Source organism: Nocardioides sp., from assembly GCF_035503875.1.
Classification (GTDB): domain Bacteria; phylum Actinomycetota; class Actinomycetes; order Propionibacteriales; family Nocardioidaceae; genus Nocardioides.
Genome location: NZ_DATJTA010000105.1, coordinates 25,209 through 50,324, shown reverse-complemented (window position 1 = coordinate 50,324; position 25,116 = coordinate 25,209). Strand labels below are relative to the sequence as shown.

Sequence of the window (25,116 nt, the reverse complement as noted above, 5' to 3'; positions counted from 1 at the left end):
GTGTTCCTTTCGTCGTGCATTCTCAGGGTGTCCGGCGCGGGCCCGAGCCCGGTGCGGGGAGGAGGAGAAGAAGGGCGGCTGCGAGCAGGAGCGCGCCGCCGACGAACCATCCGGCGCTGCTCGCGGTGGCCGAGGCCGCGGCCGTCGTGCTGGAGACGGGAGCGGCGGCGAGCTGGACGGCGCCCGGCAGCGGCCCGGGCGCGGCGAGGGCCAGCGGCGCGCCGGCCGGGGGCGCGCCGGCCGCGACCGGCCCGGCAGCCACCGGCACACCCGGGGCGGCGTTGCCTCCGGACGTCGGCGTGGGTGCGGCGGGCGCGCTCGGCGCGGCAGGAGCCGAGTTGTCGACGTCCGGCTTCGGCGTCGGGGTCTTCGTCGGCGCCGGGGCCGCGATCTCCTTCGCCGAGTAGCTGATCGTCATCGGCAGGGGTCGCTTCGTCGAGTCGGACTGCAGGCCGGTGGAGTACCAGAACTGGTCGATGCCGAACGGCTCCAGGTAGCTCACGAACGGCTGCGGGAACGCACCCCAGCCCGAGCCGGCCCGGTCCTGGGCCACCGAGCCGCTGACGCGCACGCCTTCGTACGCCGGTTGCGCGGTGAGGCCGAGCTCGCCGAGGGTGACGCGGGGCAGATCCACGACGCGGAGCCGCTGCGGCGTCGCCGTCTGCCAGACCGTCGGGTCGTTGCGGTCGGCGAGGTAGCCGCCGAGGGTCGCGGTCAGCGTTCCGCTGCCGCCCGCGACCTGCAGGGTCGGATCGGTCACCGTGAAGATCGTGTTCCCGCCGTAGTAGACGACGGTGAAGGTCCCCTTCCACGACACCGTGGCCGTCCCGGCGGCCCGGTCCACCGTCCCCGTGCCCTTGCGCAGGACGACGGCGTGCTCGCTGAACGGGCCGTACACCCCGATGGACGCGCCGGCCGGCGAGGTGCCGAGTCCGGCCCAGGTGGCGGTCCGCCAGGCACCGGCGGCCGTGCGCTTCTCGACGGTGACGTTGCCCTGGGCCGCCCGCCACTGCGACTCGCGGAGGGCGACGCCGCCCCGACCCGGGTTGGCGACGCCGGCGGCCAGGAAGTTGATGGCGGCGGGGTTGTGCGACCGGGCGTTGCTCTGGTTGCTGACGCCCCAGCGCAGCACGGCGCCCTCGATCTCCACCGGACCGGCGGAGTCGGTCGGCGAGGGGGTCGGGCTGGTGCTCGGCTCCTCGGTGGGCTCCTCGGTGGGCTCCTCCGTCGGCTCCTCGGTGGGCTCCTCGGTCGGCTCGTCGGTGGGGGTGGCCGTACCGGTGGTGGTCGTGGTGACCTCGTCGTCCGGCCCCTCCCCCGCGGCGCCCGCGGGCAGCACGGCGAAGACTCCGACGACCAGGCTCACCAGGCCGGCGACCAGCAGCGAGGCCGCGGCGCCGGTGCGGGCGCTCCGCTCAGGCCGTCGCACGACGCGACCTCCGCATCCGCCACACGAGCTGGCCGAGAACGACCAGCAGCACCAGGGCGGACGCCCCGGCGAACACCCAGGCCGCGCGGCTCTCGTCGTCGCTGCTGTCCGAGGCGGCGGCAACTTCTGCCGACTCGACGTCGGCGGCGGCGACCGCGAAGTTGACCGTGGGCGGGTTCTCGAGGCCGAACACCCGCAGCTCGTGGGTGCCGGGAGCCGTCTCGGCCGGAAGCAGTACGACGCCCGCGATGCTGCCGTCGCTGCCGACCAGGAACGGCCCGGACGCGGCCGCGCCGTCGTCGAAGACCACGGTCACCTGGCGACCGGCGGGCAGGCCGGAGCCGGTGAAGGCGAGGGCGTTGCCGGCCCGGGCCGAGGCCCGGTCCACCTCCAGCGCGGGAGTGGCCGCCCTGCCGCCCGCGGGAGGCGGCGCGGCCCCGGCGTCGGGAGCCGTGGTCGGGGCGGACGTGGCACCGGCCGTCGGGGTCGGCGTCGGGGTCGCGGCGGGCGTCTCGGTGGATGCGGCGCCGGCGGGCGCGGCGTCGTACACCTCGCCGATCTTCAGCGGGGTGAAGGTCTCGTTGCGGGCGTTCTTCACGCCGTGCGCGCCGACGGTGATGATCCCGCAGGTGACCTTGCGGCAGTCGACGGTGCGGACGCCGCCGTTGCGGCCGACGGCCTCGAAGACCGGCCCCGGGACGGCCAGGTCCACGGACCAGCCGCCGTTGCCGCTCATCGTCCCGCCGTTGGCCGACGAGGCGGTGTCGGAGCCGGGGAAGGCGACGAAGCGCTGGTAGCCGGCGTTGTCGCGCGACTCGCTGTCGGGGACGTAGACGTAGTTCTCGCCGGAGGTGCCGCCCTTGCTGGGCTGCCATGCCCCCGAGACGGTGCCGAACCAGACGTAGATGCCGCCGTGACCGCCGCGGACCGACTGGAAGCCGCTGCCCCGGACGGTCAGCTTCGTGGCGTACGTGCCGTCGACGAGCTGGCTGCCGCGGTCGTTGGTCACGCTCACGCGGGCGGCGGCCTGGGCGGGTGCGGGCAGCGCGATCAGGGCGGCGGGCAGCAGTGCGGCCACCAGCAGGATCAGACGGCGGAGCACGACGACTCCTCCTCACTCGTGTCGGTCAGCGTGGTCACGGGTCGCGGACGCACCGGGACCACGAGCAGGGCGCCGTCGTGGTGGATGACGTCGACCGGGTGCCCGTAGACCTCGGTCAGGAGCTCGCCGGTCAGCACCTCCGCGGGCGGACCGTCGGCGCGGACCCGGCCGTTCGCGAGGACGCACACGCGATCGGCGTACGCCGCCGCGAGGGAGAGGTCGTGGAGCACGACGACGACCGCCGCACCGGCCGCGGCGACGTCGCGGACCACGCCGAGCAGCTGCTCCTGGTGGCGGATGTCGAGCGCGGCGGTGGGCTCGTCGAGCATCAGCACCGGCGTCTCCTGGGCCAGCAGCCGGGCGAACGAGGTCCGCGCCTGCTCACCGCCGGAGAGGGTCGGGAAGAGCCGGTCGGCGAGCTCGGTGACGTCGGCGCGGACCATGGAGTCCTCGACCGCGACGTCGTCACGCTCGGCCGCCTCGGTGCGGTGCCACGGCGAGCGGCCCATCCGGACCACCTCGTGCACCCGGAACCCGAAGGCCAGGCCCTGCTTCTGCAGCTGGACGCCCCGCAACCGGGCCAGCTCGCGGGCGTGGCGGTGGCCGAGGTGCTTGCCGGCCAGCTCGACGTGCCCCGAGGACGGGTCGACGTCGCCGGAGAGCACCGAGAGCAGGGTCGACTTCCCGGCGCCGTTCGGCCCGACCAGGACGACCACCTCACCGGCGGACACCTCGAGGTCGACGTCGGCGACGATCGGGTTGCCGTCGATGGTCACGCTCACCTGGTGGGCGGACAGCACGCTCATGCCCAGCCTCCCGCGGTACGACGCGCGCGGCGCAGCAGCCAGAAGAAGAACGGGCCGCCGATCAGCGAGGTCAGCATGCCGATCGGCAGGTCGGCGTACTCCACGGCGGTGCGGGCCCACAGGTCGGCCGCGACGAGGAGCACGGCGCCGCCGAGCGCGCTCGCGGGCACCAGCAGGCGGTGCCCGGGACCGGCGATCAGCCGGATCAGGTGCGGGACGACCAGGCCGACGAAGGCGATGATCCCGCAGAAGCTCACGGCGGCGGCGGTGAGCACCGCGACCACGACGATCGTGCCGATCCGGAGCCGCTCGACGTCGACGCCGACGTGGCGGGCGGCCCGGTCGCCCAGTGCGAGCAGGTCGAGCTTGGGCGCGAGCAGCATCGCCGCGACGATCCCGACGAGGGCGAGCGGGGCGACGACGCCGACGTACTCCCAGCGCGAGCCGTTGAGGCTGCCGAGCTGCCAGAAGACGATCTCCTCGCGCGCCTGGGTGTCACCGAGGAACATCATGAACGCGAGGCCCGCGCTGGTCATCGCGTTCAGCGCGATGCCGGTGAGCACCAGGGTGACGACCTCGGTGCGGCCGCCGTCGCGGGACATCAGGTAGACGAGCGTGGTGGTGAGCAACCCACCGAGGAAGGCGCACAGCGCGACCGTCCAGGAGCCGGCGAAGGTCCAGCCGAAGACGATGACGGCAGCCGCCGCGACCGCGGCGCCCGACGAGACGCCGACGACACCGGGCTCGGCGAGCGGGTTGCCGAACACGCCCTGCATCAGCGCGCCGGCGGTGGCCAGCGCGGCACCGGCGATGGCCGCCATCACGACGCGCGGGAAGCGCACCTGCCACAGGGTGTTCTCACCCTGCGGGTGGCTGGGCACCGGGCCGAGGTCGAGGCCGATCTTGTGCAGCAGCGAGCCCAGCACCTCGTCGCGCGGGATGTCGAGCTGCCCGGTGCCGGCGGAGAGGACCAGGATCACGGCCAGCGCGACCGTCAGCCCGCCGAGCAGGCCGACGCGGGCCACGACGCCGCGCAGGGTGGCCCGTACCGGGGTGACCGGGACGGTCGTGGCGCTCACTTGATCGCGTCCGGGGCGTACACGGCGACGGCGAGCGCGTCGAGGACGGAGGCGGTCGCGGGGCCGAAGCCGAGGATCTCGGAGTCCTCCATCGCCACGAACCGCCGGTGCTGGCCGGCCGGGGTCTCGGCCAGGGCCGGGAGCCGCTCGAGGAGCCCGTCGACGCCGCCGGCCGAGTCCAGGCCCTTCGACATCATCAGCACCAGGTCGGGCTGGGCGGCGATCAGGCCCTCGTCGGTGAGCGGCTTCATGCCGTTCCAGCCGATCTCCTCGGCGACGTCGTACGCACCGATCGCGTCGATCAGGGAGTCGGCCCCCGAGCCCTCGCCGAACATGTAGTAGACGCCGGACTGGCCGCGCACATAGAGGAACACGGTGCGCAGCCGCTGCCCCTGGTCGGCGGGCGCGACGGCGGCGATCTGCTCGACGATCGCGTCGACCTCGGCCTGGATGCGCTCGGCCAGCTTCTTGCCCTCTGCGGGCACGCCCAGGGCGGCGGCGACCTCGTTGGTCAGGCTCACGACGTTGTCGAGACCGCGGTGGGAGTCGACGACCACGACGGGGATGCCCGCGTCGCGCATCTGCAGGACGACGTCCCACGGACCGAGCGAGGTGTCGGTGATGATCAGAGTCGGGTCGAGCCCGAGGATCGCCTCGGCGTTGAGGTCGTGGCCGTTCTGGGTGACGAGCGGCAGGTCCTCGGTGCCCGCGAACTGCGTGGACACGTCCCGCCCGATCAGCGTGTCGCCCAGCCCGAGCTCGTGGACGGTGCGCGAGAGGGTGCCGTAGACGTCGAGGGCGAGGACCCGGCTGGCGTCGGTGATCTTCACGCGGGTGCCCTGCGAGTCGGTGACCGTGGCCGGCAGGTCCTGCGCGGGGTTCTCCGCGACCGGGTCGAGCTCGTCCCGGGGCACCGCGATCTTCTCGCCCTCCCACGACCGCACGTCGGCGATCGGCTCCACGTCGGCCAGCGGCGGCGCGGCCGAGGTGGACCCCTCGGCGTCGTCCGAGCCGTGACCTCCGCCGGCACTGATGCCGCACGCCCCCAGCAGGAGCGCGAGCAGTGCGGCGAGCACCCCGAGAGCGGGTGGTCGAAGAGCGGCGGGCATGAAGAGTCCTCTCACGTTGTAACTTAGGTGAGCCTAACATTGGCCAGGCTGACCTTAGTACCGGTCCAGACATTTGTTGACAGGCTGTCATCTTGATTTCGACACTTTGTCCATAAACTGGTCGTACGACGGACTCCGAACCCGGATCCGGCCTACGATCCACACCTGCTCCAGCCCGCCCTGACTCCTCCCAGGAGACCGCCATGACCGTGCTCGACCACACCCTCGTCGACACCCCCCTCTCGACCGCGATGCGCGAAGGCTCGATGGCCGAGCACGAGGCCGCCGAGCACTCGTCGTTCATGTCCGAGCTGATGGGCGGCAAGCTCAACGAGCAGGCGTACGCCGACTACCTGCTGCGCTTCCGGGCGGTCTACGAGGCGCTGGAGACCGCGCTCCGCTCGCGGCTCGACGACCCGCTGGTCGCCGCCATGTACGACCCGGCCCTCGAGCGGCTCGCCACGATCGACGCCGACCTCGACCACTGGTCCCCCGGCGGCCCGCGCACGATCGACACGCCGGCGGTCGCGGCGTACCGCGAGCGCGTGACGGCGGCCACCGAGTGGGGCGGCCTGCTCGTCGCCCACCACTACACGCGCTACCTGGGCGACCTCTCGGGCGGCCAGGCGATCGGCCGGATCCTGGAGCGGACCTACGAGCTCGACGGCGCCGGCATCGCGTTCTACGACTTCACCGAGATCCCCAAGCCCAAGGTCTACAAGGACGGCTACCGCGCCCGCCTCGACGGCCTCGAGCTCTCCGCCGACGAGAAGGGTCGAGTGGTCGGCGAGGTGAAGGTAGCGTTCCACCTGAACCAGGCCGTCTTCGTTGAGCTGGGGCGAGACATCGATGGGTACCGCCGCTGACCGGACCTCGACGGGGCCTGCGCTGAGGACCCCGTGAGAGTGCTGGTGACCGGCGCGGCCGGGAGCATCGGCCGCGTCGTCACCGTCGGGCTCCTCGCCCGCGGGCACGAGGTGGTCTCGCTCGACCGGGTGCCCGAGCCGGACGGCGACCAGACCCGCTTCCACACCGTCGAGTGCACCGACCCGGACGCGGTGGCGGCGGTCTTCGCCGAGGAGCGGCCGGACGCCGTCGTCCACCTCGCCGGTCACCCCGACGAGGCGAGCCTCCCGGACTCGCTGACCTCGCACGTGGTCACCACCGCGGCCCTGCTGGACGCGATGGTCGAGCACGACGTCCGCCGGATCGTCTACGCCTCGTCGAACCACGCCGTCGGCCGCACGCCGCGGCGTGAGCTGCTCACGACCGGCACCCGCCCGCGCCCCGACACCTTCTACGGCGTCGGCAAGGTCGCGGCCGAGGCGCTGCTGAGCCTGTACGCCGACCGCTACGGGCTCGACGCCGTCGCGTGCCGGATCGGCTCCTTCGGGTCGCGCCCGGAGACGATCCGCCAGCTCTCGACCTGGCTCTCCCCCGACGACTGCGTCCGGATGGTCGACGCCGCCCTGACCACGACCGCCCCCGGCTTCGCGGTGCTCTACGGCATCTCCGCCAACACCCGCGCCTGGTGGGACCTCGAGCCCGGCCGCGCGCTCGGCTACGAGCCGCAGGACGACGCCGAGACCTACGCCGACTCGATCAGCCCCTCCCCCGAGGACGACTGGGACGGCGCCCACGTCGGCGGCCCGTTCGCGACCGCGACGTACCACCGACCCGCCCTGGACCGCCGCGGCTGAGGTCGGCGGCCGCTTGACCTGGAGCGCACTCCAGGAGTCACACTGGGCCGATGAGCCTCACCATCGCCGAGGCGGCCGCGCACACCGGGCTGACCCCCGACACCCTGCGCTACTACGAGCGCGACGGGCTGCTGGTCCGTCCGGTCGGCCGGTCCGCCTCCGGCCACCGGCAGTACGACGAGGACGCGCTGCGCTGGATCGAGATGGTCAACCGGCTCCGGGCGACCGGCATGCCGATCCGCGACGTACGCCGCTACGCCGCGCTGGTCCGCGCCGGGGACGGCAACGAGGTCGAGCGGCTGGCCCTCCTGCAGGCGCACCGCCAGCAGGTGCTGGACCAGCTGGCCGAGGTGCAGCGCCACCTCGGCGCGATCGACATGAAGATCGGGATCTACACCGACAGCCTCGCGCGGCGGGGGCTTGACCTGGAGCGCACTCCAACCGTTTGAGTAGGTGCCATGAGCATCGACCAGCGCACCCTCGGCACCACCTCCCCCCTGACCGTCTCCGCCCTCGGGCTCGGCTGCATGGGCATGTCCGCCTTCTACGGCATTCCCGACGAGGAGGGCGGCATCGCCACCATCCACCGGGCCCTCGACCTCGGCGTCACCTTCCTGGACACCGCCGACATGTACGGCCCGCACACCAACGAGCGCCTCGTCGGCCGCGCCATCGCCGGCCGGCGCGAGGAGGTCCAGCTCGCGACCAAGTTCGGCAACGTCACCCTCCCCGACGGCACTCGGCGCATCGACGGGCGGCCGGAGTACGTCCGCTCCGCCTGCGACGCCTCCCTGGAGCGGCTCGGCGTCGACCACCTCGACCTCTACTACCAGCACCGGGTGGACCCCGACGTCCCGATCGAGGAGACCGTCGGCGCGATGGCCGAGCTGGTCGCCGCCGGCAAGGTGCGCCACCTGGGCCTGTCCGAGGCCTCGGCCGCCACCATCCGGCGCGCGCACGCGGTCCACCCGATCACCGCCCTCCAGAGCGAGTTCTCCCTGTTCACCCGCGACCTCGAGGACGAGATCCTCCCGACGCTGCGCGAGCTCGGCATCGGCCTGGTGCCGTACTCCCCGCTCGGCCGCGGCCTCCTCACCGGCGCGATCACCACCGAGTCGGTGCTGGAGGAGAACGACACGCGGCGCTCCGGGTACTTCCCCCGCCTCAACGGCGAGGGCCTGACCGCCAACCTGCGGCTCGTCGACGCGGTCCGCGCGATCGCCGAGGAGAAGGGCTGCACCCCCGGCCAGCTCGCGCTCGCGTGGGTGCTCGCGCAGGGCGACGACGTCGTCCCCATCCCGGGCACCAAGCGGGTCCGCTACCTCGAGGAGAACGTCGCCGCGGCCGAGGTCGTGCTCTCCCCCGAGGACCTGACGCGGCTCACCGCCGCCGTCCCCCGCGACGCCGTCGTCGGCGACCGCTACGGCGACATGAGCAGCATCGACGCGTAGCGTCGATATCGCCAAGCCGGCGTGAATATGGTGGAGGAGCGCAGCGGAGGAACCATATTCACGCCGGCTCGGCGGGCTGGGCACTACGGTGCGGCCATGTCGCGACGCTCACTGGCAGTCCTCAGCGTCTACGCAGCCGTCGCCGTGACCCACGTCGGTGCTCAGCTCGCGGAGGCCGAGACCCTGGCGACCACGACCCAGGTCCTCCTGATGCCGCTCCTGGCGCTCGCCCTGGTCCAGCTGGCCGGGACCGGTCCGCGGCTGGTCCGGCTGACGCTCGTCGCGCTGGGGTTCTCCTGGCTCGGTGACTCGGTGCCGCGGCTGCTGGAGGAGGACCCGGCGTTCCTGGCGATGGTGGGGTTCTTCCTGGTGGCGCAGGTCGTCTACATCGTCGCGTTCCGCCCGTACGCCGGCCGCAGCGTGCTCACCGGTCCGCGGTCCGTGCTGGCGGCGTACCTGCTCCCGGCCGCCGCGCTGATGGCGCTGACCCTGCCGGAGGCGGGGGTGCTGGCGCCGGCGGTCCTGGTGTACGGCGCCTGCCTGCTCGCGATGGCCCTGCTCGCCTCGGGCGTGCACCCGCTCGCGTGGGCGGGCGGCGCGCTGTTCGCGGTGTCCGACGGGCTGATCGCGATCGGCGGCTTCGGGCCGTGGGACGTGCCGGAGGCCGCGGGCGGCGCGGCCGTGATGACGACGTACACGCTCGCCCAGCTCTTCATCGTCCTGGGCGTGGTGGCGCGCACCCGAGCCGACGACGCAGCCCGCTGACGCAGCCGCGCATCATCCGGTCGTGGTTCCACACGAGGACGGGGCGGACGAACGGCGAGAGCACCCCGAGCCATCCGGCGACGCTCACCTCCTGCTCGAGCCGCAGCCGCGTCCCGCCGTACGCCGGGGACAGCGCGAAGCGCACCGTCCCCTCCAGGTCGCCGCTGACGCCGACCTCCAGGACGGGGAGCTCGCGGCTGACCGCGTGCAGCACGAGGTCGAGGGTGTACGGCAGCACCGAGCGGCAGAGGACCCAGGCGTCGTCCGGCCCGAGCGAGGCGACCGCGACCACCTGCGGCCACCACTCGGGGTAGTGCTCCAGGTCGACCACGACGTCCCGCACGGCCTCCGGGCTCGCGTCCAGGTGCCACGCGTCGGAGAAGGTGTACGACGCCCTCACGCCAGGTCCAGCCGCAGGGTCATCCGGTCGAGCGCACGTCCGGCCGCCTGCCGGACCCCCGGATCGGGGTCGTCGAGCGTTGCGTGGACCGCGTCGACGTGCTCGGTGTCGCCGGCGATCCCGAGGAGTCGGACCGCCTGCGCCCGCATCCGCGGCAGGTCGTGGCCGAGCAGCCCCACGGCCGCCGGTCCCGCCTCGCCGAGCTCGCGCTTCGAGGCGACCTTCAGGCAGTTCTCCGCCGGTCGCCAGTGCTCGTCGTGGAGCCCGCGCAGCACCGCCGGCGCGGCGTCGTCGGTCCACACGTGCAGCAGCCCGCGGGCGCCCCACGCGCGGAACCAGTACGCCTCCCGCTCCTCCGGTCGGACCCGCAGCCCGGACAGGTAGACCACCTCGACGGCGTACGGCGCCGGGTCGCCGCCGGCCAGCAGGTCGACGCAGACCGCGACCGTGCCCGGCACCCCCAGGTGGCCCGCGAGCTCGCGCACCAGGTGGCCGAGCGGCCGGTCGGTGTCTCGAGGCGGCGGCAGGACTCCCACCCTCGTATCGTGCCTCCATGACCCACGGAGAACTGCTCGAGTCCGCCCGCGCCTGGATCGCGGAGGACCCCGACGAGGCGACCCGCGCCGAGCTGGAGCAGGTCCTCGCCGCGGTCGAGGCCGGTGGCGACGCGGCCGATCTCGCCGACCGGTTCGCCGGGACGCTGGAGTTCGGCACCGCCGGGCTCCGCGGCGCGCTCGGCGCGGGACCGAACCGGATGAACCGGGTCGTCGTGACCCGGGCGGCGGCCGGCCTGGCGGCGTACCTCCGCGACACCGGGGCGCGCGGCCCCGTCGTGATCGGGTACGACGCCCGCCACAACTCCGACGTCTTCGCGCGCGACACCGCCGAGGTGATGACGGGAGCCGGGATCGGTGCGCTGCTGCTCCCCCGCCCGCTGCCCACGCCGCTCCTGGCCTTCGCGATCCGCGAGCTCGGCTGCTCGGCGGGCGTGATGGTCACCGCGAGCCACAACCCGCCGCAGGACAACGGCTACAAGGTCTACCTCGGCGACGGGAGCCAGATCGTCCCGCCTGCCGACGCGGAGATCGCCGCGCGGATCGCGGCCGTCGGGCCGCTCGCCGACGTACCCCGTGGCGGCCCCGGGAAGGTCCTCGACGAGGAGATCGTCGACACCTACTACGACACGGTGGCCGCGCTGGCCGGCGACGGCCCGCGCGACCTCGACATCGTCTACACGCCGCTGCACGGCGTGGGCGGCACCTCGGTCGTCCAGGTCCTGGAGACCGCCGGCTTCTCGACGCCGCGGGTGGTCGCCGAGCAGGAGCACCCGGACCCGGAGTTCCCGACGGTCGCGTTCCCGAACCCCGAGGAGCCGGGCGCGATGGACCTGGCCATGGCGCTCGCCGAGAGGAGCGGCGCCGACATCGTGGTCGCCAACGACCCCGACGCCGACCGGTGTGCCGTGGCCGTCCCCGGACCGCACGGCTGGCGGATGCTCCGCGGCGACGAGGTCGGGGCGCTGCTCGGCCACGCGCTGCTGGCGTCCGGGCGCGAGGGCACCTTCGCCACCACCATCGTCTCCTCCAGCCTGCTCGGCGCGATGGCCCGCGCGGCCGGTCGCCCGTACGCCGAGACGCTGACCGGCTTCAAGTGGATCGGCCGGGTCGAGGGGCTGGCCTACGGCTACGAGGAGGCGCTCGGCTACTGCGTCGACCCCGACCACGTGAAGGACAAGGACGGCGTCTCGGCACTGCTGCTCCTGTGCGAGCTGGCGGCCGCGGCGAAGGCCGAGGGACGCGGGCTGGTCGACCTGCTCGACGACCTCGCCCAGGAGCACGGCCTGCACGCGACCGACCAGCTGTCGGTCCGGGTCACCGACCTGGCCGAGATCGGCGCCGCGATGACGCGGCTCCGCGGCACCCCGCCCGCGACCCTCGGCGGCCTCGCCGTCGAGCGCGTCGACGACCTGTCGCTCGGCAGCGCCGACCTGCCGCCGACCGAGGGGCTGCGCTACGTGCTCGCGGAGGGCGCGCGGGTCGTCGTACGCCCGAGCGGCACGGAGCCGAAGCTGAAGTGCTACCTGGAGGTCGTCGTACCCGTCCGGCCGGAGGACGGCGTGGACGCCGCCCGGATCGCCGCCGCGGGACGCCTCGACGCCATCCGCGCCGACGTGCAGGCGGCCGCGGGCATCTGAACCCCGTCAGAGGATCAGCGACACCACGAACGCCACGCCGGTGACGACGAGCAGCCCGATCTCCAGCAGCGCCGGCTCGCGGCGTACCTCCGCGGCCAGCGCCTCCTGCTCGGCGGTGTAGCGCCCCACCGACTCCAGCTCGCGCGCCTCGGCCGCCAGGTGGCGGATCCGCTGCTCGACGAAGTCGGGGTACGCCTGCGCGGCCAGGTCGGTGTCGCCCTGCGCGTCCGCGCCCTGGGCGCGCCGGTTGCTCTTGACCGTCTGCCGGAAGGATCGGCCGACGGCCGGGGTGACGTACCGCCTGTCGCCGACCCGCACCGCCAGCACCTGCCGTACGGCGAGCTCCTCGATCGCCGCGAGCGGGATGTGAACCGTCTCCAGCATGTTGCGCAGCACCAGCCAGCGGCCGGACACGGACAGGCGCGGCTTCAGGACGGCCGCCCACACCAGCACCCCGAACACGAGCGCACCGGTGACCACGGGCCACGACGGACCCTCGATCACCCCGGCGACGGCGATCACCCCGGCGAGGACCAGACCGGTCCACCCGAGGAGCTGGCCGCTCGTCGGCCGAAACGTCTCGACCGTCCCAGACGGCACGGACCCTCCCTCGAAGTGCGGTTGGCAGACCTCGTGAGCCTATCCTGGCGGGCGTGAGCACCCCTTCGTCCCCGACGCCCGCCGAGGTCGCCCGCGCGATCGACCACACCCTCCTCAAGCCGGAGGCCACCCACGCCGACGTCGCGGCCCTGGTCGCCGAGGCCGTCGAGCTCGGGACGTACTCCGTCTGCGTCTCCCCCTCGATGCTCCCCGTGGCGGTCCCGGCCGGCAGCGACCTGAAGGTCGCGGCGGTCTGCGGCTTCCCCAGCGGCAAGCACACCTCGACGATCAAGGCCGCCGAGGCCGCGGGCGCCGTCCGCGACGGTGCCGACGAGATCGACATGGTCATCGACGTCGGCGCCGCACGCGAGGGTCGGTACGACGCCGTGCGCGCCGACGTCGCCGCGGTCCGTGCCGCCGCACCCGCGCCGACCGTGCTCAAGGTGATCATCGAGTCCGCCGCCCTCGACGACGAGCAGATCGTGGGCGTGTGCCGCGCGGCCGCCGACGCAGGCGCCGACTTCGTGAAGACCTCGACCGGCTTCCACCCGGCGGGCGGCGCCTCGGAGCACGCCGTGCGCCTGATGGCCGAGACCGTCGGCCCGACCGTCCAGGTCAAGGCCTCCGGAGGCGTCCGCACCCTGGAGCAGGCCCGCGCGATGATCGCCGCCGGCGCGACCCGGCTCGGCGTCTCCGGCAGCCGTCAGCTGCTCGCCGGTGACGGCAGCGGCGACGCGTCGTACTGACGCGTGGACGCTCGCGTCATCGTCCTCGCCGGCCCCTCGGGGACCGGCAAGTCCCGGCTCGCCGAACGCATCGGCCTGCCGGTGCTGCGCCTCGACGACTTCTACAAGGACGTCGGCGACCCCACGCTGCCCTTGATCACCGAGGGCGCGAACGCCGGGATCGTCGACTGGGACGACCCGGACTCGTGGCTGCTCGACGACGCCATGGCCGCGCTCGACGAGCTGTGCCGCACCGGGCGGGCGGACGTGCCGATCTACGACATCGCGCGCAGCGGCCGCTGCGGGTCGCGGGTGCTCGACCTCGACGGGAGCCCGCTCTTCGTGGCCGAGGGGATCTTCGCCCAGGAGATCGTCCCGCACGCCCGCGAGGCGGGACTGCTCGCGGCGGCGTACTGCGTCCGGCGGCACCCGCTGCTGACCTTCTGGCGGCGGCTCACCCGCGACCTGCGCGAGCACCGCAAGCCGCCGCTGGTCCTGGTCCGCCGCGGGCTCGCGCTGATGCGTGCGCAGCGCAAGGTGGTCGGGCACGCCGTGGCCCTCGGCTGCGTGCCGGTCACCAACGAGGAGGCGTACGCCGCCGCGCGGGACCTGGGGCGCGCGGCGTCACTCCCACACGAGCAGGGCGAGCAGGAGCCAGGCGACCGGTAGCGCGGCGGCGACGGCGAGCAGCACCCGGGCGACCACGAACGAGCTCCGGCCCGCCGATACCCGCGGGTCGACGCCCGCGAGCTCGACGTCGGTCGGGTGCTCGGGGTCGTAGCGGACCTCGACGGCGTCCCCGACGTGCGGCGGCGGGGGCTGGACGCCGGAGAGGCACTCCGCCTCGACCGGCTCGCCACCCTCGGGGGTGAACCGGACCGTCGGGTAGTAGAGCGTCGTCGGCTCGCCCGCCACGCTGACGTCCTTGGCGGACAGCTCCAGCACCGCCGCCGTCGTCTGGACGGCGCGGGCGTCCAGCTGCACGGCGCGGCGCCGCTGCCGCAGCCCCCGCGCCGCCATCGCGGACGCGGCGGCGAGCAGCACCAGGGCACCCACGAGCAGGATGAGGCTCGGCCCGAGATGGACGTTCACCCGATCAGCCCTGCTCCGCGGCCAGCTCGGCGTACGCCGGCTTGATCACCTGCGAGATCAGGTCGAACCGCTCGTCGAACGGCAGGAACGCGGACTTCATCGCGTTGACGGTGAACCACTCCAGGTCGCGGACGCCGTACCCGAAGGCCTGGGAGAGGTTCCACAGCTCGGAGGTCATCGAGGTCCGGCTCATCAGCCGGTTGTCGGTGTTGACCGTGACCCGGAAGCGCAGCCGCTTCAGCAGCCCGATCGGGTGCTCGGCGATCGAGGCCGCCGCGCCGGTCTGGACGTTGGAGGCCGGGCACATCTCCAGCGGGATCCGCTTGTCGCGGACGTACGCCGCCAGCCGGCCCAGCGTCACCTCGCCGTCGTCGCCCACGGTGATGTCGTCGATGATCCGGACGCCGTGGCCTAGCCGGTCGGCGCCGCACCACTGGATGGCCTGCCAGATCGAGGGCAGCCCGAAGCCCTCGCCGGCGTGGATGGTGAAGTGGGAGTTCTCGCGCTGGAGGTACTCGAACGCGTCGAGGTGGCGGGTGGGCGGGTAGCCCGCCTCGGCGCCCGCGATGTCGAAGCCCGCGACGCCGCGGTCGCGCCACGCGACGGCCAGCTCGGCGATCTCCATCGAGCGCGCCTGGTGCCGCATCGCGGTCAGCAGCTGGCGTACGACGATCCGCCCGCCCGCCGCCTCGGTCGCCTGGTCGAAGCCCTCCTGGACCGCGGCGACGACCTCGTCGAGAGTCAGCCCGCCCTCGACGTGCTGCTCGGGCGCGTAGCGGACCTCGGCGTACACGATCCCGTCGGCGGCGAGGTCCTCGACGCACTCGCGCGCGACCCGGGTGATCGCCGGGCCGCTCTGCATGACGGCGACGGTGTGGTCGAAGGTCTCCAGGTAGCGCTCCAGGGAGCCCGAGTCCGCGGACTCGGCGAACCACGCACCGAGCGCCTCCGCGGCGGTCGCCGGCAGCTCGTGCCCGCAGTCCGCGGCCAGGTCGATGATGGTCTGGGGACGCAGTCCCCCGTCGAGGTGGTCGTGGAGCAGCACCTTCGGGGCGCGCAGGACGGTCTCACGAGTCAGACCGGTAGGTTCGGCGACGGCGCTCATGGCGCCATCCCATCACAGCCCTCCCCCAGATCACGGACGAGAAGGAGCCCTGCCTTGCGCGTGTTCACCAGCTTCGACGACGTCGCCGCCGCCTCCGGCGAGGACCTCGGCAGCACCGACTGGGTCACCGTCGACCAGGCCCGGGTCGACACCTTCGCCGAGGCCACCGGCGACCACCAGTGGATCCACGTCGATGTCGACAAGGCCGCCTCGGGACCCTTCGGCGGCACCATCGCGCACGGCTACCTCACCCTGTCGCTCGTCCCGTGGCTCGGCAGCCAGATCTTCAGCCTCGACACCCCGGGCGCGAAGCTCAACTACGGGGTCAACAAGGTCCGCTTCCCGAACCCGCTGCTGGTCGGCAAGCGGGTCCGCGGCCACGCCGCCTTCGGCGAGGTCACCGACCTGCCCGCCGGCAAGCAGGTGATCATCCGCTACACCGTCGAGATCGAGGGCGAGACCAAGCCCGCCTGCGTCGCGGAGACCGTCGTACTCCTCCTGGCCGAGTAGCCCGCCGAGTCGGCAGAAGTTGCGCGCCGAGTCGGCAGTACTTGCAGACAGACCGTCGACAAGTACTGCCGACTCGGCGGTCAGGCGGAGGTGACCTCGCCGCCCTCGGGGCGGTTGGGGAGGAGCTCGATGACCAGGGACTCGGTCTCGGGGTCGAGCGGGGCCTTGGCCGCCTGCAGGGTGCGGGCCATCTCGTCGACCACGGCCGACGTGCCGGGGCCGTCGGGGTTGCGGTCCTCCGCGACGAGCAGGTCGCGCCACAGGACCTGCGAGGTCGGCGCGAGCCGGAGGCCGGCCTGGCAGGCGGCCGCGGCGCCGGCGGGGTCGTCGTCGAAGGAGAGCTCGGCCAGCCGGTGGGCCGCGTCGACCACCACGTCGACGGCCTGGCGCTCCAGGCGCGTCCGGGGCAGCCAGCTGTAGCGGGCCACCGGGCGCCGGTCGATCAGCTCGCCGCGTACCAGCTGCAGCGCGCGGCGCAGCAGCTCCCTCTCGGTGCCGGTGTCGCTCTCCCGGGCTCGACGAGCCAGCGCGCAGAAGGCGTGCCAGTCCACAGCGACGTCGGGGGCGAGGTGCAGGCGACCCTCGGCGGTCTCGCGCAGCAGCGCGTTGCCGTCCCGGTCGTCGCCCAGCCAGTCGCGGACCCGGGCGATCGTCGCGTCGCGCACCTCGGCGGTGACGCCGCGCGGCCACACCGAGGCACCGACGACGCTCGGGTGCACCGGCGCGCTCTGTAGTGCGAGGAAGACGACGACCTCGGTGGCGAGGTCGAGGCGGGCCGGGTCGAGCTGGCCGGCGCTGCGCAGCTCGACCGGGCCGAGTACGCCGACCCGGATCGGCGCGGCACGCCAGTGGCTGTCGTCGTGCTCGTGCGGCGGGACCGGCACCGTGACCCGGTCGCGTACGTCGACGGGCGCGTCGGCGCGCACCTTCGTGAACAGCGCCGCCAGGTCGTCGGCCGCGTCGGCGGTCAGCCGGACGGCGTCGACCTCCAGGTCGAGCAGCGGGATCGAGAGCCGGCCGGAGTCGTCGATGCCGAGCCGCCACCGGGCGCCGGGGACCGGGACCGCGGACAGCACGCCGAGACCGCGCGTGTCGGCCGGGCCGAGGGCGTCGAGCTGCGCGCCCGCGGCGAGGCCGGGCAGGCCGCCGAGCACGAGATACTCGGGAGCCGCGCCGGGGTGGCGCCCCAGACGCCCGCTGAGGACCTCCTGCGCCCGCCGCGCGGGCGAGCTGCGCTGCCAGTCGTCGAGGTGCGCGGCGAGGTCGTCGACCATCAGCAGCGGCGAGCCGCCGACGTCGGCCAGCACCGGCGCGAGGTCGTGGGCCCAGACCCGCTGGTCGTCGGCCCACGGCGCGGTCGCCAGCTGCACGGCCAGCGCCGACACGACCTCGCGGGCCACCGTCGGCGAGCCGGTCACCGTCACCGCGCCGGCGACGGACTCCAGGTCCAGCAGGACGTCGCGTCCCTCGTCGTCGCGGCCCAGGCAGACCAGGCCGGGGTACGGCGCGTGGCCGCCCTCCGCGGGCTCGTCGGCGTCGCGGTCCAGGCGCCAGCGGCTGCCGCCGTCGAGGACCGACCAGGGCGCGGGCGCGACCTCGACCGGCGGGGCCACCCGCAGCTCGACGGCGTCGTCGGAGACGGTCGCGGCGTACACCTGCGGCAGTGGCACGCGCTCGGCCCGGCAGGTGGCGCTCAGGCCGCGCAGCGCGCGGTCGAGCCAGCGCACGCGCTCCTCGTCGGCACCGATGCGGAGCGTGACCTCGGCCTCGAGGTCGTCGTCGTCGAGCGCACGACCCCGTCGGCGTCGGCGCTCGGCGGCCACGGCGCCGGCGAGCATCGCCGAGAGCAGTCCGCCCAGCAGCAGCGGTGCGGCCTCCTGGACGGCGCTCTCCTCGCCGCCGGCCTCCGCGACCTGGTCACCGCGGTCGACGGCCGTGCTGGCGCCGGCGGCGCCGGCCTCGTCCGGCTCGGGCGCGGACTGCTCGAGCGCCTGCACCCGCTGCACGCCGTGGGCGTCGCCCGGCATGATCAGCACCCAGCCCGGCTGGATCAGGCGACCGAGCTCGAGCTGCAGCCCGTCGGGCTGGACCCGGCCCTTGTTGAGGTCGAAGATCTCCTTCCAGCGCCGGCCGTCGTCGAGGTGCCGCTCGGCGATGTCCCAGAGGTTGTCGTGGTAGTGCCCCTTGGGCGGCTGGACGATCGCGACCTTCTTGCCGATGACGTCGGTCATGTCGCGAGGTACGCCGGCCACGTGCTTCATCCGGGGCGTGTCCTGGGCCTCGGCCTGCACCTCCTCGGCCCGGTCCTGGGCCGCGGCCTGCGTCTGGTCGGCGTCCTGGGTCTGCTGCACGGCGACCGTGGCGGGGCTCTCGACGGCCCGCGCGTCCTCGGCCGCGTTCGCGGCACCGGAGGTCCCGAGGATCGACGAGCCGATCAGGATGGTGCCGACCAGCGCACGCGCCAGCGCCTGGGACCGGCCCGAGAACGGGACCGGTCGCGGCAGGCCACCGCCGCGGACCAGGCTGACCACCTCGACCACGGTGCAGACCGCGAACTGCAGCCAGGCCAGCCAGACGACGATCCGCAGCACCGCGAACACCGCGTCGATGCTGAGCGGCTCGGTCAGCGTCTCCTTCGTCGGGAGGCCGTCGGGCAGCGGCGGGGCGCCGGTGAGCACCAGGAGCAGGACGGGGATGCCGACGAGCAGGCCCAGCAGCGCGACGACGGACCCGAGCACCTTGGCCCAGGACGGCCGGTCCTCCTCGACCGTCGGGGCGGCGAACCGCTGCGGTCCGCGCACTCCGTCGGGGCCGGTGGGGGCGGGGCTGGTCGTGGTCATCGGGTCTCGGCCTCCGCGGTGGCTGTGGCATGGATGTCGAACGGGGGGACGGCGATCAGGCTGAGCAGCGTCGGCTCGACCTGGTCGTCGGAGGTGACGACGATGCTGGTCAGCCCGGCAGCGGCGCGCGGGTTGGGATGACCGCGCTCACGCAGGTACGCCACGGCCCGCTGCTCGGCGGCCACCTGGTTCAGGCGGACGACGCCGTTCTGGCGCAGCTGGCCCTCGTCGATCATCTGCGCCCCGGCGCGCGCCGCCTGCTCGACCTCGTCGGCGAGCCTCATCCGCGCGTTCAGGGCGCCGCCGCCGTCCACGACGAGGCCCGCGCAGGCGAGCAGGACGACGGTCATGCCGACGACGAACGAGGTGGCGGCCGCACCCCGTTCGCCGCGACGACGCGGCGGTCTCATTCGTACCTCCGGTAGGGATCGAGCGGCACCGAGCTCTCCGCCTCGACCGCGACGCGGCCCGGGATGCCGATCAGGCCGAGGCCGGACATGGACACCGAGCACTGCAGCCGGACGACGACGTCGCCGCCCGAGGTCCAGTCGCCGCCGACCGAGACCGTCGAGCACGTGGTCAGGTCGTCGAGGGAGGCGGCGACGCTCGCCCGCGCCGCGCTGTCGGCCGCCCCGGCCGAGGCCTGCAGCGAGGCGGTCCGCGCCGCGTCGCGGGCCGCCGCCTCGATGTCGCCCTGGACCGCGACGTACCGGCCGAAGGCCACGATCAGCATCACGAAGCCCATCAGCACCGGGGTCAGCAGCACCATCTCGACGGCCATCGAGCCCCGCTCCCCGCGCCGACGGCGTCGGAGGCGGCTCCGGAGGGAGCGCATCAGTCGGCCCCCACGAACCGCTCGATCGGTCCCTCGACGGTCTGCGAGACCCGTGGGACGCCGATCGGCGAGATCTTCTGGGCCTCGCCCGTCACCGTCACCCGCACGCGGTCCTCGCCGAGCGGGGTGATGACGATCCGGTAGTCGTTGAGGATGCCGGTGCTCATGTTGTGCGCGTAGCGGTCCCCGGCCCGGTGGGCCTCCTGGCCGTCGGCCGTCGCCCGGGCCACCCGGGCCGTCTCGCGGGCGATGGCGCCGGCGGCCTGGTTGCCGAGGTAGACCATGGCGAACTGGACGGCGATCAGGACGACGGTGAACAGGATCGGCAGGAAGAAGACCATCTCCACCGCCGAGGCACCGCGCTCGTCACGCCGCCGGGGTCGCCGCATGGGATCAGTTGCCGCCCAGGTTGATCTGATCGGCACCGTCGCTGATCGTGTTCATCAGGATCGCGCCGACGGCGATGCAGATGCCGATCACGAGGCCGGTGATGACGACCCACTCGACGGCCGACGCGCCGCGCTCGCTGCGCGCCTTCTCGAGGTGGCCGGCGATCAGGATGCGGAGGTACTGGTGGAACTCGGTCATGGTGATGTCTCCTCGGGATGAACGACTGGTGATCAGAGTTCCCCGGCCTCGGCGGATGAATCCTCGGGGCGGGGTGATTCTCAGCCCAGGATCTGCGCGACCGCCGGATAGCCCAGGAAGACCAGGAAGCCCACGCAGAGCAGCAGCTGGGCGACCAGCATCGACTGGGACCGGGCGGCCGCGCGGCCCTCGGCGTCGGCCAGCTCCTTGCGGCGCATGGAGGCGGCCCGGGCGGTCAGGGAGTCGCGCACCTTGGCGCCGTCCTCGGCCACCAGGGCGAGCGCGGCGGAGAGGTCGCGCAGCTCGTCGACGTCGACCTCCTCGCCGAGGTCGCCCAGCGCGGCCCACGGGGTGCGCCCCTGCAGCCGGGCGGCCTCCAGCGCGTCGCGGATGCGGACCATCGCCCAGCCGTCGGAGATGTGCGAGGCCGCCTGCAGTGCCTCGGGCACGCCCCGGCCGCCGGCGAGGTTCATGGCCACGAGGTCGAGGAACGAGCTGACCACGTGGCGGAAGCCCCGGCGCCGCTCCGTGGCCTGGCTACTCACCTGCAGGTACGGCGCGGCGGCGCCCAGCACGGCGCCGATCACGCTGAGCCAGAACGGGATCGTGACGCCGAGCAGCCCGAGCGCGCTGAGCGCGCCCAGAAGCAGGGCCGGCATCACCAGGCCGAGCAGCCCGCACAGCACGGTCTGCGCCAGGAACATCTCCCGGGACTGCCCGACCATGGCCAGGCTCGCCCGCAGCGAGCGCGGCAGCCGGATGCCCCGGTTGTCGAGGCTGTCGGAGATCTCGGCACCGAACTTGCGCATCCGGGCCGACTCGGCCTGGTGACGCCGGTCGGCGGTCACGGTGGCCTGGCGCCGTCCGCGGGCGAGCCGGGCGTCGAGCTGGGCCAGCGCCACGGGACCGGAGGTCCGCGGCTGGGCGACGAGCATCCCGGCCAGCAGCAGTCCGGCACCGACGAGCGCCCCCGCGGCCATCACGAGCAGTAGCCACATCAGCGCACCACCCCCGCGGCCCGCGAGCGCAGGAAGCGCTCGGGCATCTCGAACTTCGACAGCGCCCGCATCCACATGAACCCGGCCGCGAAGAGGCCCAGGATGAAGAGCAGCACGATCTGGCCGACCGGGCTGTCGTAGGGCTCGACGTACTCGGGGTTGAAGATCGACAGGCCCACGACGAAGACGATCGTCACGCCCACCACGATCTGCACGCTGCGCTGGGTGCTGCGCCGGCCGGCGTTGATGCGCTGGCGCATCTCCAGCTCGGCGCGGGCCGACTCGGCGAGCGAGGTCAGCACCTCACGGAGGCCGGGTCCGCGCAGCCGGGCGTTGAGGATCAGTGCGGCGATGATCAGGTCGGCGCCGGCGTCGTCCATGTCGTCGGCGAAGCGCTGCAGCGCCTCGGGCAGCGGCACCCGCACGCGCAGCCGGTCGGCGAGGGTCTGCAGGTCGGCGGCGATCGCCGGGGAGGCGGCGTATGCCGTCGCGGGGATCGCCTGCTCGAGGCCGACCGCGCCGGCGACGGTGTCCCGCAGCGACTCGGTCCACGCGGCCAGGCCCTCGATCCGTGCCACCCCGTCGCGGGTCTCGCGGCTGCCGCCGAAGAGCCGGTCCCAGAAGGCGACCAGGGCGCCGACCGCCAGCGCGACCACGAGCCACTGGGTGAGCACCAGCACGAGCACCCCCGCGCCGATGCCGAACGGGACGCGGCGCCCGAGTCCCCGGAGCTGCTCGAGCAGGTTGGACGGCGCCTCGACGTGCGCCGCCTGCTCCCGCGGCGTCAGGGCCGCGACGAGCAGCACCACGCCGCCGCCCGCCAGCGCGCCGACCAGGACGACGAGGGCCAGCTCCGGCGTCAGGGTCACGAGACCGGCTCCAGCCAGGTCGCGGCCGCCCCCGGGACGTACCCGACGGCCTCCAGGTCGGCCTGGCAGGAGACGGCGGCGGCCGGCACGGCCACCCCGTCGGCGCCGACCGCGAAGACCTCGCTGGACAGCACCCGCCCGTCGACGCCGTTGACCTCGCGCACCGACGTGACCACGCGGCGCAGGTTGCCGCCCTGGGCGAAGGTGTTGATCCGGTCGACGAACACCACGAAGTCGATGGCGCCGCCGATCAGCATCATCGTCGCCTCCGACGGCAGCCGCTCCGCACTCTGGATGGCGTAGGTGCAGATCCGGTTGAACACCTCGGCCGACGAGTTCGCGTGGATGGTCGACAGCGACCCGTCGTTGCCCTGGCTCATCGCGTTGAGCATGGTGACGATCTCGTCGCCGAGGACCTCACCGACGATGACCCGGCTGGGGTTCATGCGCAGCGAGCGGCGGACCAGCTCGGCCATCTGGATGGCGCCGGAACCCTCGGCGTTGGGCAGACGCTCCTCGAAGGCGACGACGTTCGGGTGCAGGTCGGGGAACTCGCCCAGGCCGAGCTCCAGCGCGCGCTCGACGGTGATCAGCCGCTCACCGGGCTCGATCTCGTTGGCCAGCGCCCGCAGCAGCGTGGTCTTCCCGGCGTTGGTGGCGCCCGCGATCATGATGTTCTTGCGCGCCCGCACCGCCGCGGAGAGGAACGCCGCCAGCTCCGGCGACATGGTGCCGTAGCCGACCAGGGTGTCGAGCGAGACGCGGGACAGGCGCGCCCGGCGGATCGACAGCGACGGCCGCCGGCACACGCCCATCACGGCGGAGAGGCGCGAGCCGTCGGGCAGCCGGATGTCCAGCTGCGGGTTGGCGGTGTCGAAGGGCCGGCTGGTCAGGCCGCTGTAGGCGCCGAGCGTCTGCACCAGCTCGACCAGCTCGTCGTCGGAGTCGGCGACCGGCTGGCCGCGCTCCTCGCGACCGTCGGCGTAGCCGATGAAGACGTGGTCGTGCCCGTTGATGTCGATGTTCTCGATCTCGGGGTTGTCCAGGAGGGGCTGGAGACGACCGACGCCGAACAGGGCCGCGTGCACACCCTCGGCGAGCGCGGTCTCCTCGTCCGGGGAGGGCGGGGTACGCCCCGCGCGGACCTCCTCGCGGGCGTAGCCGTCGAGCACCCGGGCGACGACGGCCCGGGCGAACTGGCGCTCGTCCTCCGCCGACATGGGAGGTACGCCGTTGAGCGCGTCCTCGCGCCGCTGCCGGGACAGGACCTCCGCGACCTCCTCGCGGAGCCGCCGTACGAGCTGCTGGTCCATGCTCACCTCACCTCCGAGAGCCGGGCGTCGCCGGCCAGCTGGACGACGCGCTCCGCGATCGTCTTGGCCGAGCGGCCGAGCAGCGTCTTGCGCGGGTCGCCGAGCCGGCTGGAGGACAGGATCCGGGCCGCCTTGGGGTCGTCGGCGACGATGCCGAGCACGTGGACGCCGAGCTTCTCCGAGTCGAGCAGCCGCTGCAGGTCGTCGACCACGTTGGTGTCGCGGTACGACGTCACCGCGACGACGCCGACGGGCGGGCCGTCGTACTCCCCCAGGCGCAAGGCGGTGCGCAGGGACTGCAGCCGCTCGCGCAGGTGGGCCACCCCCTCCAGGTCGGGGCGGACGACGAAGAGCACGACGTCGGCGCGGACCAGCACCGGCAGCGCGGGCGACCCGGGCGTGACCCGGCCGACGTCGACCAGGACGTCGTCGGGGTGGGCGCTGAACAGCGCGGACAGCTGGCTCCAGGCGCCGCCGAGACCGGCGAGCTGGTCGGGCGAGGACACACCGACCAGGACGGGACGACCGAACGCCGCCTCCTGGAGGTGCTCGCCGAGCGTGGTCTCGGACGCGCCCCGGCGCGCGGCCGCGCCCAGGGACAGCAGCCCGCGGTCGGGGTCGAGCGGGTCGCCGGAGCGGTCGCGGCAGCGCCAGCCGAGGTCGCCGCCGGCCGGGTCGACCTCGGCCAGGACGACGTCACGGGGCCAGGTGCTGGCCAGGGCCAGCCCGGTGATCGTCGTCCCGGGCGATCCCTTGGCCGACGCGAGGGCGATGACGCTCACTGCTCGGGTCCGGAGAGGTCGACGTCGGTGGACTGGCCGCGGTCCAGGATCGCCAGGCCGGCGGTGCTCGACCCGGCGGCGTTGACGATGGACGCGGCGGCCCCGGCCGGCACCAGCAGGTTCAGGGAGCCCGCCTGGCTGCCGCCGAGCTGGTCGGACGAGCCGTCGCTGACCTCCATCACCAGGCCCTCGCCGAGCACCTCGGCGCCGCCGTCGCCGCCCGCGCCGGAGATCCGGATGACCTGGACCAGGTCGCCGCTGGCGAGCCCGGCCGGCGTCAGCGCCGGGTTCAGCGGGATCGCGACCTCGGCCCGGTCGTCGGAGACCGGGCTGGTCGTGGTGAGCATGGGCTCGGTGACGAGCGACTTCGCCGGGATCGGGACCTTGGCGTAGGTGCCGACGACCTGGTCGAGCAGGTCGAGCGAGATCGTCGACACGTCCTCGCTCGCGACCTGCACCTCACGCAGGTCCTCCGCCGTGATCAGCGTGCCGGCGGGGATGTCCCGCGCGGCGCCCAGCACCGGCTCGCGCGAGTCCATCCGTACGGCGAGCAGGCCGGCGGCCAGGGCACCGCCCACGATCAGGAGCAGCGCCAGCGCGGCCAGCGCGGGGCGGCGCTGGCGCGGCGGCTCGGTGGTGGGGCGGTTGGACGCGGAACCTGCCGGCGTGTTCCGCCGGAAGGCCCGGGCGCGCTGACGGTCGGCGGCCGCGGGCTGGATGTCGGTGCTCACGAGGGGGTTGTTTCCCCTGCGACCTGCGCTCTAACCACCCGGCTGGGTCACATCGTGCAGCGCGTGTGATCTGGTCTGGTCCGGTTCCGGATG

General features: G+C 73.9%; 29 protein-coding genes. 9 read left to right on the top strand and 20 right to left on the bottom strand.

What is annotated here, in order from left to right; translation table 11 throughout:
- Positions 1-22 precede the first annotated feature (22 nt).
- The 5 genes from VMF51_RS25540 to VMF51_RS25520 are packed head-to-tail and all read right to left on the bottom strand — an operon-like array spanning position 23 to position 5,525.
- Complete coding sequence (locus VMF51_RS25540) at positions 23-1,429, bottom strand: hypothetical protein (RefSeq protein WP_325477312.1); 1,407 nt, start codon at positions 1,427-1,429, stop codon at positions 23-25.
- Positions 1,416-2,531 carry a hypothetical protein gene (locus VMF51_RS25535; protein WP_325477311.1) on the bottom strand — a complete coding sequence of 372 codons (1,116 nt, stop codon included), beginning with the start codon at positions 2,529-2,531 and terminating at the stop codon, positions 1,416-1,418. Before VMF51_RS25535 ends, VMF51_RS25540 begins: the two co-directional genes overlap by 14 nt.
- Positions 2,516-3,337, bottom strand: a complete 822-nt coding sequence (locus VMF51_RS25530; protein WP_325477310.1) for a heme ABC transporter ATP-binding protein — start codon at positions 3,335-3,337, stop codon at positions 2,516-2,518. The genes VMF51_RS25535 and VMF51_RS25530 overlap by 16 nt, the downstream gene beginning before the upstream one ends.
- Positions 3,334-4,416: an iron ABC transporter permease gene (locus tag VMF51_RS25525; protein ID WP_325477309.1), complete on the bottom strand. Its 1,083-nt coding sequence runs from the start codon at positions 4,414-4,416 to the stop codon at positions 3,334-3,336. Before VMF51_RS25525 ends, VMF51_RS25530 begins: the two co-directional genes overlap by 4 nt.
- Positions 4,413-5,525 (bottom strand): heme/hemin ABC transporter substrate-binding protein, encoded by a 1,113-nt coding sequence (locus VMF51_RS25520; RefSeq protein WP_325477308.1) that lies wholly within the window; start codon positions 5,523-5,525, stop codon positions 4,413-4,415. The genes VMF51_RS25525 and VMF51_RS25520 overlap by 4 nt, the downstream gene beginning before the upstream one ends.
- 203 nt (positions 5,526-5,728) lie before the next feature.
- Between VMF51_RS25520 and VMF51_RS25515 the strand changes: the two genes are divergently transcribed.
- The 5 genes from VMF51_RS25515 to VMF51_RS25495 all read left to right on the top strand — a co-directional run bounded on the left by VMF51_RS25515 (position 5,729) and on the right by VMF51_RS25495 (position 9,441).
- Positions 5,729-6,391, top strand: coding sequence for a biliverdin-producing heme oxygenase (locus VMF51_RS25515; RefSeq protein WP_325477307.1), 663 nt, complete (start codon positions 5,729-5,731; stop codon positions 6,389-6,391).
- A 33-nt stretch (positions 6,392-6,424) separates the two neighbouring features.
- Positions 6,425-7,225, top strand: coding sequence for an NAD(P)-dependent oxidoreductase (locus tag VMF51_RS25510; protein WP_325477306.1), 801 nt, complete (start codon positions 6,425-6,427; stop codon positions 7,223-7,225).
- Between the two features lie 50 nt (positions 7,226-7,275).
- A complete protein-coding gene (locus VMF51_RS25505; RefSeq protein ID WP_325477305.1) occupies positions 7,276-7,674 on the top strand; it encodes a MerR family transcriptional regulator in 399 nt (132 codons plus the stop codon).
- Positions 7,675-7,683: 9 nt separating this feature from the next.
- Positions 7,684-8,676: an aldo/keto reductase gene (locus VMF51_RS25500; RefSeq protein WP_325477304.1), complete on the top strand. Its 993-nt coding sequence runs from the start codon at positions 7,684-7,686 to the stop codon at positions 8,674-8,676.
- A gap of 96 nt (positions 8,677-8,772) precedes the next feature.
- On the top strand, positions 8,773-9,441 hold the full coding sequence (locus VMF51_RS25495) for a lysoplasmalogenase (protein ID WP_325477303.1): 669 nt from the start codon (positions 8,773-8,775) through the stop codon (positions 9,439-9,441).
- On the opposite strand, the gene VMF51_RS25490 is transcribed toward VMF51_RS25495, so the two are convergent.
- Both VMF51_RS25490 and VMF51_RS25485 read right to left on the bottom strand, forming a co-directional pair.
- Positions 9,389-9,841: an SRPBCC family protein gene (locus VMF51_RS25490; protein WP_325477302.1), complete on the bottom strand. Its 453-nt coding sequence runs from the start codon at positions 9,839-9,841 to the stop codon at positions 9,389-9,391. The two genes, VMF51_RS25495 and VMF51_RS25490, sit on opposite strands and share 53 nt — an antisense overlap.
- Complete coding sequence (locus VMF51_RS25485) at positions 9,838-10,377, bottom strand: HEAT repeat domain-containing protein (RefSeq protein ID WP_325477301.1); 540 nt, start codon at positions 10,375-10,377, stop codon at positions 9,838-9,840. The genes VMF51_RS25490 and VMF51_RS25485 overlap by 4 nt, the downstream gene beginning before the upstream one ends.
- A gap of 17 nt (positions 10,378-10,394) precedes the next feature.
- Between VMF51_RS25485 and VMF51_RS25480 the strand changes: the two genes are divergently transcribed.
- The gene (locus VMF51_RS25480; RefSeq protein WP_325477300.1) at positions 10,395-12,035 is read left to right on the top strand and encodes a phospho-sugar mutase; all 1,641 of its coding nucleotides are present in this window, start codon (positions 10,395-10,397) and stop codon (positions 12,033-12,035) included.
- A gap of 6 nt (positions 12,036-12,041) precedes the next feature.
- Here VMF51_RS25480 and VMF51_RS25475 read toward each other — a convergent pair whose 3' ends face one another.
- Complete coding sequence (locus VMF51_RS25475) at positions 12,042-12,635, bottom strand: hypothetical protein (RefSeq protein WP_325477299.1); 594 nt, start codon at positions 12,633-12,635, stop codon at positions 12,042-12,044.
- A 53-nt stretch (positions 12,636-12,688) separates the two neighbouring features.
- Between VMF51_RS25475 and deoC the strand changes: the two genes are divergently transcribed.
- Positions 12,689-13,381: a deoxyribose-phosphate aldolase gene (gene deoC, locus VMF51_RS25470; RefSeq protein WP_325477298.1), complete on the top strand. Its 693-nt coding sequence runs from the start codon at positions 12,689-12,691 to the stop codon at positions 13,379-13,381.
- A 3-nt stretch (positions 13,382-13,384) separates the two neighbouring features.
- Entirely contained in the window at positions 13,385-14,029 is a 645-nt protein-coding gene (locus VMF51_RS25465; protein ID WP_325477297.1) for an ATP-binding protein, read from the top strand.
- On the opposite strand, the gene VMF51_RS25460 is transcribed toward VMF51_RS25465, so the two are convergent.
- Both VMF51_RS25460 and VMF51_RS25455 read right to left on the bottom strand, forming a co-directional pair.
- Positions 13,985-14,452 carry a DUF3592 domain-containing protein gene (locus VMF51_RS25460; protein ID WP_325477296.1) on the bottom strand — a complete coding sequence of 156 codons (468 nt, stop codon included), beginning with the start codon at positions 14,450-14,452 and terminating at the stop codon, positions 13,985-13,987. The genes VMF51_RS25465 and VMF51_RS25460 overlap by 45 nt on opposite strands.
- A gap of 4 nt (positions 14,453-14,456) precedes the next feature.
- A complete protein-coding gene (locus VMF51_RS25455) occupies positions 14,457-15,557 on the bottom strand; it encodes an adenosine deaminase (RefSeq protein WP_325477295.1) in 1,101 nt (366 codons plus the stop codon).
- 54 nt (positions 15,558-15,611) lie between these two features.
- On the opposite strand from VMF51_RS25455, the gene VMF51_RS25450 reads away from it, so the two are divergent.
- Complete coding sequence (locus VMF51_RS25450) at positions 15,612-16,067, top strand: MaoC family dehydratase (RefSeq protein WP_325477294.1); 456 nt, start codon at positions 15,612-15,614, stop codon at positions 16,065-16,067.
- An 80-nt stretch (positions 16,068-16,147) separates the two neighbouring features.
- On the opposite strand, the gene VMF51_RS25445 is transcribed toward VMF51_RS25450, so the two are convergent.
- The 10 genes from VMF51_RS25445 to VMF51_RS25400 form a co-directional block, all read right to left on the bottom strand.
- On the bottom strand, positions 16,148-18,907 hold the full coding sequence (locus VMF51_RS25445) for a hypothetical protein (RefSeq protein ID WP_325477293.1): 2,760 nt from the start codon (positions 18,905-18,907) through the stop codon (positions 16,148-16,150).
- Positions 18,904-19,317, bottom strand: coding sequence for a pilus assembly protein TadG-related protein (locus VMF51_RS25440; RefSeq protein ID WP_325477292.1), 414 nt, complete (start codon positions 19,315-19,317; stop codon positions 18,904-18,906). The genes VMF51_RS25445 and VMF51_RS25440 overlap by 4 nt, the downstream gene beginning before the upstream one ends.
- Positions 19,314-19,688, bottom strand: a complete 375-nt coding sequence (locus VMF51_RS25435) for a TadE family protein (protein ID WP_325477291.1) — start codon at positions 19,686-19,688, stop codon at positions 19,314-19,316. The genes VMF51_RS25440 and VMF51_RS25435 overlap by 4 nt, the downstream gene beginning before the upstream one ends.
- Before the next feature lie 53 nt (positions 19,689-19,741).
- The gene (locus VMF51_RS25430; RefSeq protein WP_325477290.1) at positions 19,742-20,131 is read right to left on the bottom strand and encodes a TadE family protein; all 390 of its coding nucleotides are present in this window, start codon (positions 20,129-20,131) and stop codon (positions 19,742-19,744) included.
- Between the two features lie 4 nt (positions 20,132-20,135).
- Positions 20,136-20,330, bottom strand: a complete 195-nt coding sequence (locus VMF51_RS25425; protein ID WP_325477289.1) for a hypothetical protein — start codon at positions 20,328-20,330, stop codon at positions 20,136-20,138.
- A gap of 80 nt (positions 20,331-20,410) precedes the next feature.
- Entirely contained in the window at positions 20,411-21,328 is a 918-nt protein-coding gene (locus VMF51_RS25420) for a type II secretion system F family protein (protein ID WP_325477288.1), read from the bottom strand.
- Positions 21,328-22,197, bottom strand: a complete 870-nt coding sequence (locus VMF51_RS25415) for a type II secretion system F family protein (RefSeq protein ID WP_325477287.1) — start codon at positions 22,195-22,197, stop codon at positions 21,328-21,330. The genes VMF51_RS25420 and VMF51_RS25415 overlap by 1 nt, the downstream gene beginning before the upstream one ends.
- Entirely contained in the window at positions 22,194-23,510 is a 1,317-nt protein-coding gene (locus VMF51_RS25410; protein ID WP_325477286.1) for a CpaF family protein, read from the bottom strand. The genes VMF51_RS25415 and VMF51_RS25410 overlap by 4 nt, the downstream gene beginning before the upstream one ends.
- 2 nt (positions 23,511-23,512) lie before the next feature.
- Positions 23,513-24,292 carry a hypothetical protein gene (locus VMF51_RS25405; protein WP_325477285.1) on the bottom strand — a complete coding sequence of 260 codons (780 nt, stop codon included), beginning with the start codon at positions 24,290-24,292 and terminating at the stop codon, positions 23,513-23,515.
- Positions 24,289-25,023, bottom strand: a complete 735-nt coding sequence (locus VMF51_RS25400; RefSeq protein WP_325477284.1) for an SAF domain-containing protein — start codon at positions 25,021-25,023, stop codon at positions 24,289-24,291. Before VMF51_RS25400 ends, VMF51_RS25405 begins: the two co-directional genes overlap by 4 nt.
- Positions 25,024-25,116: the final 93 nt, after the last annotated feature.

Bases quoted from the DNA above. Each gene is read 5' to 3' on its own strand.
- VMF51_RS25530 (WP_325477310.1), bottom strand. From the start codon at position 3,337: ATGAGCGTGCTGTCCGCCCACCAGGTGAGCGTGACCATCGACGGCAAC.
- VMF51_RS25520 (WP_325477308.1), bottom strand. From the start codon at position 5,525: ATGCCCGCCGCTCTTCGACCACCCGCTCTCGGGGTGCTCGCCGCACTG.
- VMF51_RS25515 (WP_325477307.1), top strand. From the start codon at position 5,729: ATGACCGTGCTCGACCACACCCTCGTCGACACCCCCCTCTCGACCGCG.
- VMF51_RS25505 (WP_325477305.1), top strand. From the start codon at position 7,276: ATGAGCCTCACCATCGCCGAGGCGGCCGCGCACACCGGGCTGACCCCC.
- VMF51_RS25500 (WP_325477304.1), top strand. From the start codon at position 7,684: ATGAGCATCGACCAGCGCACCCTCGGCACCACCTCCCCCCTGACCGTC.
- VMF51_RS25495 (WP_325477303.1), top strand. From the start codon at position 8,773: ATGTCGCGACGCTCACTGGCAGTCCTCAGCGTCTACGCAGCCGTCGCC.
- VMF51_RS25480 (WP_325477300.1), top strand. From the start codon at position 10,395: ATGACCCACGGAGAACTGCTCGAGTCCGCCCGCGCCTGGATCGCGGAG.
- VMF51_RS25455 (WP_325477295.1), bottom strand. From the start codon at position 15,557: ATGAGCGCCGTCGCCGAACCTACCGGTCTGACTCGTGAGACCGTCCTG.
- VMF51_RS25445 (WP_325477293.1), bottom strand. From the start codon at position 18,907: ATGACCACGACCAGCCCCGCCCCCACCGGCCCCGACGGAGTGCGCGGA.
- VMF51_RS25440 (WP_325477292.1), bottom strand. From the start codon at position 19,317: ATGAGACCGCCGCGTCGTCGCGGCGAACGGGGTGCGGCCGCCACCTCG.
- VMF51_RS25435 (WP_325477291.1), bottom strand. From the start codon at position 19,688: ATGGCCGTCGAGATGGTGCTGCTGACCCCGGTGCTGATGGGCTTCGTG.
- VMF51_RS25430 (WP_325477290.1), bottom strand. From the start codon at position 20,131: ATGCGGCGACCCCGGCGGCGTGACGAGCGCGGTGCCTCGGCGGTGGAG.
- VMF51_RS25425 (WP_325477289.1), bottom strand. From the start codon at position 20,330: ATGACCGAGTTCCACCAGTACCTCCGCATCCTGATCGCCGGCCACCTC.
- VMF51_RS25420 (WP_325477288.1), bottom strand. From the start codon at position 21,328: ATGTGGCTACTGCTCGTGATGGCCGCGGGGGCGCTCGTCGGTGCCGGA.
- VMF51_RS25410 (WP_325477286.1), bottom strand. From the start codon at position 23,510: ATGGACCAGCAGCTCGTACGGCGGCTCCGCGAGGAGGTCGCGGAGGTC.